This is a genomic window from Polaribacter marinus, assembly GCF_022662535.1.
Taxonomy (GTDB): domain Bacteria; phylum Bacteroidota; class Bacteroidia; order Flavobacteriales; family Flavobacteriaceae; genus Polaribacter; species Polaribacter marinus.
On the sequence record NZ_JAKQYM010000003.1, the window covers coordinates 166,788 to 181,604 of the forward strand.

Below are 14,817 nucleotides of genomic sequence, written 5' to 3' on the forward strand. Positions count from 1 at the left end.
TTAAATTTTATCCATTAATAAAAATAATATTTTTTTATCTTTTTCTGTCAATTCATGAGATACTTCATCCGAGTTAAAATGCAGTTTGAAAGAATAAATGGCATTTTTTAGGTTTTTGGTGTTATAGCCAATATATTTTAAAGCAAAAGTTGAGTTAAAGTTTAAAGGTAGTTTAACTGTATTTAGTTTTTCTTCATCATACCATATTCCCAAGCCACTATCGGATAATGCTTTCCAAGGAAATAGTGCGCTAGGATCTGTTTTTCTACCTGGAGCAATATCGGAATGTCCAACAATATTTTGCATTGGTATTTTATATTTTTTTGTTAGTTTTTGAAGTAAAAAAACAAGGCTATTAATTTGTGCGTATGAAAAAGGTTCTTTGCCGTTGTTATCTAATTCTATTCCTATAGAAACGCTATTTATATCTGTGTTTTTACCCCAACTTCCACCTCCTGCGTGCCAACCTCTTACAAGGTCGTTTAGCATTTGCGTAGTGGTTCCGTCATCACAAATTACATAATGAGAACTTACTTGTGTGCGTTTTAGAGCAAAGGTTCTGTAAGTTTGACTACAACTGTTTTGAGCAGTGTGATGAATAACAATTAGGTTTGGTTTTCTCAAATTAAAATTTTGAGATTTTATCACATTTGTTGTCCTGTTTTTTATAGTGTCTTGTTTAATCTTACCAAGAGAATTACCTAATTTTTTAGCTTGGTTGTTATATGTTTTTTCTGATATTCTATAAATATTTTTGGAACAAGAGCTGAATACAAATAGGATAATCAATAATTTTAAATATTTCATTTTTAAGTTTTTAATGTGCTTCTAGCCAGTTTTCACCTAAATCAATTTCTACATCTAAAGGAACACTCATTTTAAAAGCATTTTCCATTTCGTATTTAATAATAGGTCTAATGATTTCTATTTCGTCTTTATGGGCATCAAAAACCAATTCATCATGTACTTGTAGAAGCATTTTCGATTTAAAGTTTTCTTTTTCAAAACGATTGTAAATATTAATCATCGCTAGTTTTATAATATCCGCAGCAGAACCTTGTATGGGAGCATTTACAGCATTTCTTTCTGCACCACTTCTAACCATTGCATTTCTAGAATTAATATCTTTTAAATATCGGCGTCTTTTTAAAGCGGTTTCCACATAACCATGTTCTCTTGCAAAATCTACTTGAGCAGACATATATGCTTTTAATTTTGGATAGGTTTCGTAATAAGTGTCAATTAATTCTTTGGCTTCACTTCTAGACAAATCTGTTTGATTGCTTAAACCAAAGGCAGAAACACCATAAATAATTCCAAAGTTTACTGTTTTTGCGTTACTTCTTTGTTCACGAGAAACTTCATCTAAAGGAACATTAAAAACTCTTGCTGCCGTAGAAGCATGAATATCTTCTCCATTTTTAAAAGCATTTATCATAGTTTCTTCTTCGCTTAAAGCTGCAATAATTCTCAATTCAATTTGACTATAATCTGCCGCTAGCAAAACATAGTTTTCATCTCTAGGGATAAATGCTTTTCTAACTTCTCTTCCACGTTCTGTTCTTATTGGAATATTCTGTAAGTTAGGATTGTTAGAGCTTAAACGTCCTGTTGCTGCAACTGCTTGCATGTATTCTGTATGAATTCTGCCTGTTTTCGGGTTTACTTCATTTGGCAATGCATCTACATACGTGCTTTGTAATTTTTTATACTGACGATATTCTTGAATATCTCTAATAATTTTATGATCTTTTGCTAAGAATGATAAAATATCTTCTCCTGTTTTATATTGACCGGTTTTTGTCTTTTTAGGTTTTTTAACCAATTCCATTTTTTCGAACAACACAATTCCTAATTGTTTTGGGGAAGCAATATTAAATTCTTCTCCTGCCTGTTCGTAAATATTTTTTTCAAGTCTATCAATGTCTTCTGTTAGAGCAACAGATAATTCTTTTAAGAAATCGATGTTGATGTTAATTCCTTCAATTTCCATGGCGGTTAAAACGGAAACCAGAGGAGTTTCAATATCATTAAAAAGGTTGGTTACATTGCCACTTTCTAACTCACTCGTAAAAAGTTGTTTTAATTGAAAGGTAATATCTGCATCTTCTACCGCATATTCAGTTTGATCTGCAATAGGAACAACACGCATAGAAAGTTGATTCTTTCCTTTTTTACCAATCAAATCTACAATAGAAACGGGTTGATAATTCAAATAGGTTTCTGCCAATATATCCATATTATGGCGCATATCTGGATTGATCAAATAATGAGCAATCATCGTATCAAACAACTTGCCTTTTACAGGCATTTCATAATTCGATAAAACCTTAATATCATATTTTATATTATGACCAATTTTTTCAATTCCTTCGGATGTAAAAAATGGTCTAAATTCTTCTAAAATTGCTTTTGTTTCTTTTTGATCTTCTGGGAAAGAAACATAATATCCTTTACCAATTTCATAGGAAAAAGCTATTCCAATTAATTCCACTTCCAATGCTTTTAAACCGGTAGTTTCTGTATCAAAACAAACCGAAGTTTGCTCCATTAATTTTTTTAGTAATAATTTTCTAGCAAAAGGAGAATCTATATGTTGATAAAAATGATTGGTATCTTTAATTGTTTTAAAACCAGATGCAATTGCTTCTTCAGAAACAGATCCGCTTCCGGGAGCGGCAAATAAATCAAATTGACCCTCTGGACTTGTCGTTACTTTTGCTGTGGTAGTTTTAGGTGTTTCTTTTTTAGGGTTTTCTACAGAATTTGATTTTTCTGCATTTTCTACGGCAAAAGTTCGTAAAAAATTCGTTAATAAATTTCTGAACTCTAATTCGTTAAAAAGCTCCGTTACTTTTTCTTTGTCTGGTTGATCTAATTCAAAGTCTTTGGCATCAAAAGTTACCGGAACATCTAACATTATTGTGGCCAATTGCTTAGATAGTAATCCTAATTCTTTTGCTCCCTCTACTTTTTCTTTCATTTTTCCTTTTAGCTCATGTGTATTTGCAAAAAGGTTTTCCATAGAGCCATAAGCAGCTAAAAATTTCTTAGCTGTTTTTTCTCCAACTCCAGGTAAACCGGGGATATTATCAGCAGAATCTCCCATCATTCCCAAAAAATCGATGACTTGTTCTGGGGTTTCTACTCCAAATTTTTCTTGTACTTCCGGAACTCCCCAAATATCATAGCCACCACCAAAACGTGGTTTGTACATAAAAATATTTTCAGAAACTAATTGAGCAAAATCCTTGTCTGGAGTTACCATATAGGTTTTGTAGCCTTCTTTTTCTGCTTGTTTGGAAAGTGTTCCAATAACATCATCTGCTTCAAACCCTTCTTTAACCATAATAGGAATATGCATGGCTTTTAAAATTTCTTGAATGTAAGGGACCGCTAATTTAATTGCTTCTGGAGTTTCATCTCTGTTGGCCTTGTAAGCTTCAAACATTTCTACCCTGTCTACACTTCCACCTTTATCAAAACAAACTGCTAAATGATCAGGTCTTTCTCGTTTAATAACGTCTAAAAGAGAATTCATAAAACCCATAATTGCAGAAGTATCTAATCCTTTAGAATTGATTCTTGGGTTCTTAATAAATGCATAATATCCTCTAAAAATTAATGCAAAAGCATCTACTAAAAAAACTCTTTTTTGATCTGACATTGTAAAAATATTGAAGTTATAAATTTACAAAAACTTATGCGTTTATAAGTTTATATTGTGCTAGAAATTTTAAAAAGCACGTAAATGTGATTTCGAGTGATTTTAAAAAAATGAAAAATTTTTAGTTACCATTAAAGGAGGCAGGATCAATAGGGAGTATAGAAATCGCAGTTGTTAAATTAGGAAATTCTTATTTGTTCAATGCAGGAGAAAGACGTGATTTTATTGATTTAAAAGAACTCTTATTTTTACAATAGCTTCAGAACGGGAGTGTACATCTAGTTTTTCGTAGATTTTTTTAATGTGTGTTTTAATGGTGTTGATACTTACAAAATGATCATTAGCCATTTGATTGTTAGTTTTTCCCTGATAGATGTCTTTTAAAACCTCAAATTCTTTTTGAGTTAGTGTATTAGGAATGGCATTATTAATTAATTCGATATGTAAAGCCTCTGTTTTATTAAATTGATAATAATTTGAAACTGCTATTTCTATGGCAGAAAACAGGTCTGCTTCATCAAAAGGTTTCACAATATAACCCATTGGAAGGGTGTGTTTTACTTTGTTAAGAATTTCTCTGTTAGAATAGGAGGTAAGGTATAGAAACGGAATTTGAAACTCTGTGTTGATGGTTTCGGCAATTAAAATACCGTCTAGATTATCACCAAGATTAATGTCGAGTAAAGCGATGTCTGGAGATGTTTCTTCAAGTGCATTAATGGCATCTGTTTTGTTATGAGCTACCGCTACTACATTATAATCTACATTGGTTAGTGCTTCCCTTATATCTTCTGCAATAAAAGGGTCGTCTTCAACAATAAGCACATGAATTTTACTCATAGGGTTTTACTTTAAGGTGTAAAGGTATAAAAGGGTTTAAATGTAAAGATATAAGTTGTTGCTGAGTAATAAAAGCTACAGGTACTTTATTGTAAAAACGGTATTAATTTATAAAAAAAACATATCTTGTTTAAATAGAAGTTGCATTTAAACAAGACATGATTTTTAAGTGTTATTGTTTATTTAATAATAAGTTTTTTAACGGTCTTTGTATTCTCACTAAAAATACGTAATAGATAGAAACCAGGTTGTAACTCACTAATATTTACTTGAGTGGCATTGCTTGTTTGTAAAACACGTTTTCCTGAAATATCAAACAGTTCCATTCTAGTGATTGGTTGATTAGAAGTCACATTAAAAATATCTGTTGCTGGATTTGGGTATAATACGAACTCGTTTAAACTTAGCTGATCTACGCTTAAGCTCGAACAATTTTCGCTAAAAATCGAAGTGTTATCAATAGTTTCCCAATTTGTTGTACTGTAATTTACATCATCTACTTCAATACAGCTTAAGTTAGGATTACCTATAGTATTGAAATAATTAATATTGGTATTAGCTCCATTTTTAACGTTTAGTTCGGTTAAATTATTATTATAAAGAGATATATTTATTAGCGCAGGGTTACTACTTAAATCTACAACAGTAAGAGCTGTATTACCACAATCTATATCTTCTAACGCAGGGCTATTACTAAAACCTATATTGCTAAGAGGTGTGTTCATTGCTCTTAATTTAATTAATGAACTAGGCATACCTAAACTAGTAAGAGCTGTATTGTTACAATATAAAGTTTCTATTGAATTGGTGTAACTTAAATTTAGGCTATTAAGCAACTCACTATAACTACAATTAACATGAGTTAATGCTGTTAAATCACTTACATCTACGCTAATAAGCGAATCGTTATAACTACAATCTAAATATTCTAATAATGTATTGTTGCTAACATCTAAATTTTCTAATGATGTACCATAACAACTTAAATAAGATAACGCAGTATTATTACTTAAATCTAGACTACTAATATTAGTAGCACTACATCTTAATTCTTCTAATGCTACAAAATCTTCTATACCTGTTAAATCTGAAATGTTTTTGTGATTTAGATTTAAGCTTGTTACTCCAGAAATATTTGCAGTAGGTACATAATCATCTAATACAGTATCATAACCTAAATAAATTAAGGCATTTTCAAATTCATCATCTGGGATATAGGTACTTATTTCTAAGAAACAATTTTCGGAATAAAGAGCAACATCAGGAATACTCGTCCAGTTATTTGTGCTAAAAGTAACATCATCTACTTGAACACATGTTAAATTAGGATTGTTGTTAGCAATAAAAGTAGTTACAGTAGTATTATTTCCGTTTTTTATATTTAAGTATGTTAAATTACTATTATTTTGACATCTTACCGTTTCTAATAATGGATTAGCAGATACAGCTATAACATTAAGAGAAGTATTATAACATTCTAAAGATTCTAATGCAGGGTTATTACTTAAATCTAGAGTGCTAATATTAGTGTTGTAGCATTTTAAATCTTTTATTAATTGATTGTTACTAACAATCAAACTGGTAATAGGATTATCATTACAATATAAATTTTCTAATAAAGTATTATTACTAACATCTAAATTACTAATATTATTATTATTACATCTTAATTCTTCTAAGGCTACAAAATCTTCTATACCTGTTAAATCTGAAATATCTTCACTATGTATTTCTAAGCTTGTTATTCCGGTAATATTGGCTGTAAGCACGTAATCATCTAATACAGTATCATACCCAAGGGTTATTAAAGCTTGTTCAAAATTATCGTCTGGAACGTAGGTGGTTGGCTGTGTATAACAGTTAGCGCTATACACTGATGCATTATTTATAGCTGTCCAGTTAGTTGTACTATAAGCTACATCATCTACTTCAACACAAGTTAAATTAGTATTACCACTAAGACTAAAAGTGCTTATAGTAGTATTAGAACCATTTTTAATATTTATTTGTTCTAAGTCACTTATATTATTTGCTGTAAAAGACTCCAACGCAGGGTTATTACTCAAATCTAAACTACTTATTGAAGTAGAACTACAATTTAAAGATTTTAATGCTGTACTATTACTTACATTCAAAATTCTAACGGGAGTAGAATTACAGTTTAAAGTTTCTAGTAAAGGATTATTACTTAAATCAAGGTTAGTAATGGAGGTTTCAGCACACTGTATTTTTTTTAGTGCCGGATTATTACTTACGTCTAAAATACTAATGGAAGAGTTGTAATTAATATTTAAATCTTCTAATACAGGATTATTACTTACATCTAAACTGTTTAAAGAAGTTAAGTAACTCGTTAATCTTTCTAATGCTGGATTGTTACTTAAATCTAAGTTGGTAATAGGTGTATTATAACAGTCTATAGCTTTTAGTGCTGGATTATGGCTTAAATCTATATTAACAATATCCGTATTATGAATATACAAATTAATTAATGCCGGATTATGACTTAAGTCTATGGTGTTTATATTAGTACCTCCTATGTGTAAGCTCTCTAATGCTGTATTATTACTTACATCTAAGCTAATAATAGCTGTCCCTCCAGCGCTTAGGTTTGTTAAATTTAAATTACTACTTACATCTATACTCGTAAGCGCAGTATTATTAGAACAGGTTAATCTTTCTAATGCTTCAAAATCTTCAATACCGGTTAAATCTTCAATATTTTTATTATACATACTTAAGTTAGTAACGCTGCTTATGTTTGCAGTAAGTACGTAATCATCTAAAATATCATCATAACCACTGTCTATTAAATATTGTTCAAAATTATCATCTGGCACATAGGTGGTTTGCGCAATTGCAGGTAAACTAACTAAAGTTAGTAAAAAAAGTAATTTCTTCATCATAAAATAGGTGTTTTTGTTAATGTTGTTTCTTAACAACAAAATTAATTAAAGGCTAATAGAGGTAGCTCACCCTTTTGGGTGATATTTAATTGTTTTTGGACATGGTGTTAGCTTTATTTCTAGATTTTTATACTTTCTTGGGGCATTTTTTGTTTAAAATAAAAAAGGAAGCATTACCTGTTATAACAGGTAATGCTTCCTTTTTTTTTAATGTGTAAGTATTTTATATTTTAATTTAAGACTATGTTGGGTATAATTAATACAATTTTTGCACCCTGATTGGTCGAGTTAATTTGCATTTCGGCTTTTAATTTATCGCTAAAAGCTTTTATTAGTCTAAACCCTAAACTAGAAATTTTATTAATGTCAAAGCTATCTGGCAATCCTTTTCCATTATCAGAAACCGATAAGGTAAGAGTGTTGTTTTTATAAGTTAACTGAATATTAATAGTACCCGAACTTTGTGTTGTAAAAGCATACTTTAAAGCATTGCTAATCAGCTCATTAATTACTAATCCTAAAGGGATAATAGTATCTACATCTAATTTTATAGGAACTACATTTAAATTAAGCGTTATAGGTTTGTTCTCGGTTTCGTAGTTTTTAACCAAACTCTTGGCTAGTTTATTTACATACCCATCAATTTGAACACCAATAAGGTCTGTATCTTGATACAAATTTTGATGAATTAATGCCATTGCCTTTACTCGATCTCGTCCTTCTTGCATAGCCTGTGAAGCTTTTTTATCACTTATTTGACGCTGTTGTAAACTTAATAAAGAAGAAATAGTTTGCAAATTATTTTTTACACGATGGTGAATTTCTTTTAGAAGAATGTTTTTATCATTAACAGTACTTTCTAAAAGCACTTTTTGTTGTGCAAGCAACTGATTCTTTTTTCTGTTTTTGTAATATAAAAAGGCAAGTAAAGAGGCTAAAATTAAACCTATAATGGCTAATATTAAATACAAGTTACGTTGTTTTTCTTTTTTCTTTGCTTCTATATTTTGTACTTCTTGTTTTTTGTCAAAAGCAAACTGCATTTCTAATTGCGTTTGTTTCTTTATATTTTTTTTATTGAATATGGAATCTTTAGCTTCAAGGTATTTTTCATGGTTTAAAAGAGCTGCATCATATAAATGTAATTTTTTGTTTGCTAGATATAAACACTCACATGCATTCATATAGGTTTCTAAATACTCGTATTTTTGTGCTAATTCCTGTGCTTTCTCACCATCTTGGATGGCTTCGGTATATTTTTCTTGTTTTAAAAATAGTGCACCACGAAGATCATAAGTAAAAGCCAACATATTCTCTAAATGATTTGCTGTATAATAATCGTGTGCTTTTTTTAAAAATAGTGCACTCTTTTTATAGTCTTCATTCTTTAAATATGCTTTTGCTAAGTTTAAGTCGGAGCTAGCCATGGATCGTGGATGTCCCTTTCCTTCAATTTTTAGTTTCTTCCCAAGTTCTAAAGCTTTAATTGCTTCAGGTATTTTATTAAAATTTAAAAGCAAATCACCTTTATTAGATAGAATAACCCCTGCATTAACACTCGCTCCCATACTTAAAGCAGTTTTATAAGCTTCATCATAATAAAATAGAGCATCTTCATAATCGTCCATTTGATTGTAAAAATTTGCTAATGAGTTATTTAAGACTAAATCCTGCCCCTTGTAAGAGTATTTTTTTTCTTCGGTAAATGAAGTGGTGTCTATTTTTTGAAGAACATCTTTAGATTTTAACATCATAGATATTCCTGCAATAATATTACCTTGTTTTGCATAAATAGAGCCTTTGTAATTTAGAACTTTGGCTTTTAAAAAAGGGAAATCATCATTTTGTAATTTTTCATAAGCTTTTTCATTATATAATAAAGCAGAATCTAATTTTGAATTAAAGTAATAATAATTACCAAGAGAATAATACGATTGTATTAAAAGTCTCTTTTCTTCGGTCTGTTTCGCAATTTCAATGGCTTTATCAAATAATCTTTTTGTGTCACTTACATAGCCATATTTTCTAGCACTTTCAACAAGATTATGTACGCGGGCTTCATGAGATTCTAAATGTGCTAAATTTTGAATTATTGAATCTATTTTAGAATGTAACTTGTTTGTGTTTTCTTGGGAAAAAATGAATGAGGGAATACAAAAAAAGAATATAAATAGAGAAGTAAGTTTCAAAAAAATAGTTTTTTAGTAATTAATAAAATGTCGTCATATTTTACGAGTTTAAAATAGTTGAATATTCTATATAAAAAAATAAAAAACTGTTTTTATTAGTTAATGTCTTAAAATTCGTTAAATGTATTTTTCTTATTAAATATAGTTGTGTATTATCATTTTTTGGATAAAAAAAGAGCAGGAGCAACGATGTATTATAATTTTGAGGTATAAACCTTTGTTTTTCGAAGTATATAAGTTTTTCCTGTATTGATTTAGGTGTTGTTTTTTTGTTAATGATATATTTTCTCACAGTATCTATAAATTATCAATGTTTACTTTATATTTCTTTGTTTAGATCTTTTTGATTCTAGTTTGTTGCGCTTTGTTTATAAAAAACAATATATAGAAAAGGAACTATTTTAATAGTTTTAGGATTAAAAAAAGTTAAGGCACTGTTTTTTAATATTAATAAGAAGTTTACGTCTTAAAAATATTTAATTTAATGCAAAGCATTTAAAATCAAAACGTATTTTTGAAGACTTAAATATTAATGATCGATGAATACATTTTCTATAGCCATACATGGTGGCGCAGGAACTTTAGTAAAAGGAATGATGACTCCGGAGTTGGAAGCCAAATACAAATCGGCTTTACAGTTAGCACTAGATGCAGGATATAATGTACTAGAAGCAGGAGGAACCGCAGTAGATGCAGTAGAGAAATCAGTAATTGTATTGGAAAACTCTCACTTGTTTAATGCCGGTAAAGGTGCTGTTTTTACAGCAGATGAAACGCATGAAATGGATGCTTCTATTATGGATGGGAACTCATTAAATGCAGGTGCAGTATCATTAATTACAGGAATTAAAAATCCTGTTTCTTTGGCAAAAGATGTCATGGAAAAAAGCGAGCATGTTTTTTTAGCTGGTGAGGGTGCTATGCAGTTTGCAAAAATGAATGGTTATACAATTGAAGATGAAACCTATTTTTATGATGAACTTCGTCATAATCAATGGTTAGAAATAAAAGATACGGATAGTTTTCAATTAGATCATGCAAAAAAAAAAGATTCAAAATTTGGTACCGTAGGTGCTGTTGCTTGTGATAAAGAAGGAAATATTGCGGCAGCTACATCTACAGGTGGTATGACAAATAAACGATTTGGGAGAGTTGGAGATTCTCCAATGATTGGTGCTGGAAATTACGCCAACAATAAAACATGTGCAATTTCTTGTACAGGAAGTGGCGAGTTTTTTATTAGAGGTGTGGTTGCTTATGATGTAGCTTGTTTAATAGAGCATAAAGGTTTGTCGTTAGATGAAGCATCTAATGAGGTTATTAATAAAAGAATTTTAGAAATTGGTGGAGATGGTGGTTTAATTGCTGTTGATGTAAAAGGGAATATTGCAATGCCTTTTAATACAGAAGGAATGTATAGAGCAAGTAAATCTTCCAAAGGAAAGGAAGAGGTTTTGATTTATAAATAGCTTATTTACTTTATAAAAAATTAGATAAAAGGAGCATCTATTGCTAAAACACTAACTTTTCTATTTTTAATAGAATACATGTCACTATTAGAAAGTACATGAATTGTTAAGTTTGCCATTGTCATTGGTGTCCCTTCTTCTAATATCTTTTCGTTATTATGTGTTAGTTTACTTCCGTCAAAAATAATAACCATACCAGAACCTATTACAGTACAATCGTTTCCATTTTTAATAATTACCCCTGTGTCTTCTGCTAAACCAAAACCAATTAAGTTTGGGTATTTCGCAACAGCTTCAGACTGTCTACCAAATCGACCACGTCTAATAAAATGAGTGTCAATAATTAATTCAGGTATTAAATTTAAACCCTTATACATGGTTACAGCACCTTTAATAAATGCTTCAGAAGCACTTCCTCCCGCAATCATTTCGTTTGCCATTGCCATTGCTCCGGCGCTTGTACCAGCAATTACAAAACCTTCTTCATTTTGATATCTGTCAGCTAAAATTTTATGAATGCTTGTTTCTCCAATTCTGTCTGTAATTTTAGATTGATCCCCTCCAGAAAACATTACGCAATTAGCTTCTTTTATTAATTTAATAGCGCTTTCTTTTTCTGAATCTTCTTTACTTCTAATATCTAAAATAGTAATGTTTTTACACCCTAACGTGGTAAATGCTTCCATGTAATTTGCTCCAACTTCAGTAGGAATACTAGATGCGGTTGGGATTACTACAATATTAGCATCAATACCACCAGCTTCTTTTACAACATGGAATAAAATGCCTTCACTAATAAACTCTTGAGTGTATTGTTCATTTTCTTCAATTCCTTTATCTTCATTTCCTCCAATAGGGATTAAGGTTCCTTTTATCACTTTCATAAAAATAAGTTGTTTTTCTAACTCGGCAAAAATAAACTAAATTTTATCTTCAAAATTGTATATATTTATAAACTTTCAATTTAATTAAAACTTACCGAAGATGAAAATCAGAGAAATAAATGCAATGCGTGGGCCAAATTATTGGTCTGTTAGAAGACATAAATTAATTGTAATGGTTCTAGACTTAGAAGAAATGGAAGCATTTCCCTCTAATAAAGTCGATGGATTTTCTGAACGATTAAAAGAGATGTTTCCTACGATGTATTCGCATCGTTGTTCTGAAGGTTGTGAAGGGGGGTTTTTTATGAGGGTTGATGAAGGAACTTGGATGGGGCATATTATAGAGCATATAGCATTAGAAATTCAAACTTTAGCAGACATGGATACGGGTTTTGGTAGAACTCGTGGTTATGGAGAAGAAGGTGTTTATAGTGTTGTTTTTTCTTACATAGAAGAAAATGTAGGTAGGTATGCGGCAAAAGCAGCATTTAGAATTTGTGAAGCTTTAATTAAAGGAGAAAAATATGATCTTGAAGAAGATATTCAGGAAATGCGAGAGTTAAGAGAAAGTTCGCGTTTGGGACCAAGTACTGGTTCTATTGTAGAAGAAGCTGAAGCTAGAGGCATACCTTGGATTCGTTTAAATAAATATTCTCTTTGTCAACTTGGTTATGGAGCAAACCAGAAAAGAATTCAAGCAACTGTAACAAGTGAAACAAGTAATATTGGTGTAGAGTTAGCCTGTGATAAAGAAGATACAAAATACTTGTTAGAACAAGCAGAAGTAGAGGTTCCTAGAGGCGATATTATTAGAAGGGAACGAAGTTTAGAAGCTGCTTGCGATTATGTAGGATACCCTTTGGTAATAAAACCTATTGATGGTAATCACGGACGTGGAATTACTGTAAATATTGAGAACTATAAAGATGCTTTAGAAGGATTTAGACATGCAAAGAATAGCTCTAAAAGTGGTGCAATAATTGTAGAAAAATTTATTACAGGAAAAGATTATAGGTTATTAGTGATCAATAATAGACTGGTTGCTGCAGCTTTAAGAACTCCCGCGCATGTTATTGGTGATGGAAAATCTACAGTTCAAGAATTGATTGATGAGGTAAATAAAGACCCAAGAAGAGGATATGGTCATGAAAAAGTTTTAACTCAGATTACGGTAAATGATTTAACAAAAACAATTATAAAGGATGCGGGTTATACCTTAGAAAGTATCATTAAAAAAGATGAAATGTTGGTTTTAAAAGATACCGCAAATTTAAGTACAGGAGGTACAGCAGAAGATGTTACAGATATTGTACATCCATCCAATGTGTTTATGGCAGAACGTATTTCTAAAATTATAGATTTAGATATTTGTGGAATTGATATTATGACAACAGATATTTCTAAACCATTGTCGGAAACTGGAGGGGCTGTTTTAGAAGTAAATGCTGGCCCTGGTTTTAGAATGCATTTAGCACCAACAGAAGGGCTTCCAAGAAATGTGGCTGCTCCTGTAATCGATAAATTATTTCCTCCGGGATCCACTTCAAGAATTCCAATTATAGCCATTTCTGGAACTAATGGAAAAACCACAACTACTCGTTTAATTGCACATATGGCGAAAATGAAAGGTTTTAATGTTGGTTATACAACTAGTGATGGTGTGTATATTCAAAATCGTTTGTTAATGACTGGAGATTGTACAGGACCTGCAAGTGCAGAGTTTGTGTTAAGAGATCCAACTGTCAATTTTGCTGTATTAGAATCTGCAAGAGGTGGTTTGTTAAGAGCGGGTTTAGGTTTTAAATATTGTGATATTGGGATTGTTACAAACGTTGCAGCAGATCACTTGGGTTTAAAAGGAATCCATACTGTAGAACAATTAGCAAAAGTAAAAGCGGTTATCCCAGAAACAGTATTGCCAGAAGGAACAGCTATTTTAAATGCTGATGATGATCTGGTATATGCTATGCGTAAAAATGTAGAATGTAATGTTGCATTGTTTTCTCTGGATGAGAATAATCCGCATATTAAAGCAATTCAAAAACGTGGAGGTTTATCTGCGATTTACGAAAATGGATATATTACCATTTGTAGAGGAGAGTGGAAAATGAGAGTTATTAAAGCTGTAAATGTTCCGTTAACTTACGGAGGAAAAGCAACATTTATGATTCAAAATGTACTACCTGCGGTTTTAACAGCCTATATAAAAGGATTTTCTATAGAAGACATGAAAATGTCTTTAGAAACCTTTATTCCATCAGCAACACAAACACCAGGAAGATTGAATTTATTTAAATTTAAAGACTTTCAAATTTTAGTTGATTATGCACATAATCCTGCGGGAATGAGAGCTTTAAAGCAATTTGTAGACAATCTAGAAGCTTCGGTAAAAGTTGGAATTATTGCTGGAATTGGAGATAGAAGAGTAGAGGATAATAATGAAATGGGAAGCATTGCAGCTGAAATGTTTGACGAAATTATCATTCGACAAGACAAACGTTTAAGAGGTAAAACAGAAGAAGAGCTGATTAAGATGTTAAAAGACGGAATCATAATGAAAGATCCTAACAAAAAAACTACCGTAATTCCATCAGAAAGAGAAGCAATTTTATATGCAGTTAAAAATGCCAAAAAAGGAGCTTTGATTGTGTTGAGTAGTGATGTGATTCCTGATGCACTTAACTTGGTAAAAGAGTTGAAAGAAAAAGAAGCTAAAGAATTGTATGAATTCACTTCAGAAGATATTCCTAATTTAGGGTAATATAGAAAGTATTTAATTTTTAAAACTCCCATTTTTGGGAGTTTTTTTGTTAAAGTCTTCTAAAAGTCAAATCATTAAACCTTTAAAAGAAGTAAATTCGC

8 protein-coding genes are annotated in these 14,817 nt (G+C 30.8%); 2 read left to right on the forward strand and 6 right to left on the reverse strand.

Features of this window, described 5'->3' with window-relative positions; translation table 11 throughout:
* The 5 genes from MC378_RS05850 to MC378_RS05870 all read right to left on the reverse strand — a co-directional run bounded on the left by MC378_RS05850 (window position 1) and on the right by MC378_RS05870 (window position 9,602).
* Complete coding sequence (locus tag MC378_RS05850; protein WP_242177813.1) at window positions 1-807, reverse strand: N-acetylmuramoyl-L-alanine amidase; 807 nt, start codon at window positions 805-807, stop codon at window positions 1-3.
* A 10-nt stretch (window positions 808-817) separates the two neighbouring features.
* A complete protein-coding gene (gene polA / locus MC378_RS05855; protein WP_242177814.1) occupies window positions 818-3,667 on the reverse strand; it encodes a DNA polymerase I in 2,850 nt (949 codons plus the stop codon).
* Between the two features lie 222 nt (window positions 3,668-3,889).
* Window positions 3,890-4,507, reverse strand: coding sequence for a response regulator transcription factor (locus MC378_RS05860; RefSeq protein WP_242177815.1), 618 nt, complete (start codon window positions 4,505-4,507; stop codon window positions 3,890-3,892).
* Between the two features lie 179 nt (window positions 4,508-4,686).
* Window positions 4,687-7,413, reverse strand: coding sequence for a T9SS type A sorting domain-containing protein (locus tag MC378_RS05865; protein WP_242177816.1), 2,727 nt, complete (start codon window positions 7,411-7,413; stop codon window positions 4,687-4,689).
* Between the two features lie 230 nt (window positions 7,414-7,643).
* Window positions 7,644-9,602 carry a tetratricopeptide repeat-containing sensor histidine kinase gene (locus MC378_RS05870; RefSeq protein WP_242177817.1) on the reverse strand — a complete coding sequence of 653 codons (1,959 nt, stop codon included), beginning with the start codon at window positions 9,600-9,602 and terminating at the stop codon, window positions 7,644-7,646.
* A gap of 539 nt (window positions 9,603-10,141) precedes the next feature.
* Between MC378_RS05870 and MC378_RS05875 the strand changes: the two genes are divergently transcribed.
* Window positions 10,142-11,071 carry an isoaspartyl peptidase/L-asparaginase family protein gene (locus tag MC378_RS05875; RefSeq protein WP_242177818.1) on the forward strand — a complete coding sequence of 310 codons (930 nt, stop codon included), beginning with the start codon at window positions 10,142-10,144 and terminating at the stop codon, window positions 11,069-11,071.
* 20 nt (window positions 11,072-11,091) lie between these two features.
* Here MC378_RS05875 and MC378_RS05880 read toward each other — a convergent pair whose 3' ends face one another.
* Window positions 11,092-11,955 (reverse strand): cyanophycinase, encoded by an 864-nt coding sequence (locus MC378_RS05880; protein WP_242177819.1) that lies wholly within the window; start codon window positions 11,953-11,955, stop codon window positions 11,092-11,094.
* Between the two features lie 100 nt (window positions 11,956-12,055).
* Between MC378_RS05880 and cphA the strand changes: the two genes are divergently transcribed.
* Window positions 12,056-14,716: a cyanophycin synthetase gene (gene cphA, locus MC378_RS05885; RefSeq protein ID WP_242177820.1), complete on the forward strand. Its 2,661-nt coding sequence runs from the start codon at window positions 12,056-12,058 to the stop codon at window positions 14,714-14,716.
* Window positions 14,717-14,817: the final 101 nt, after the last annotated feature.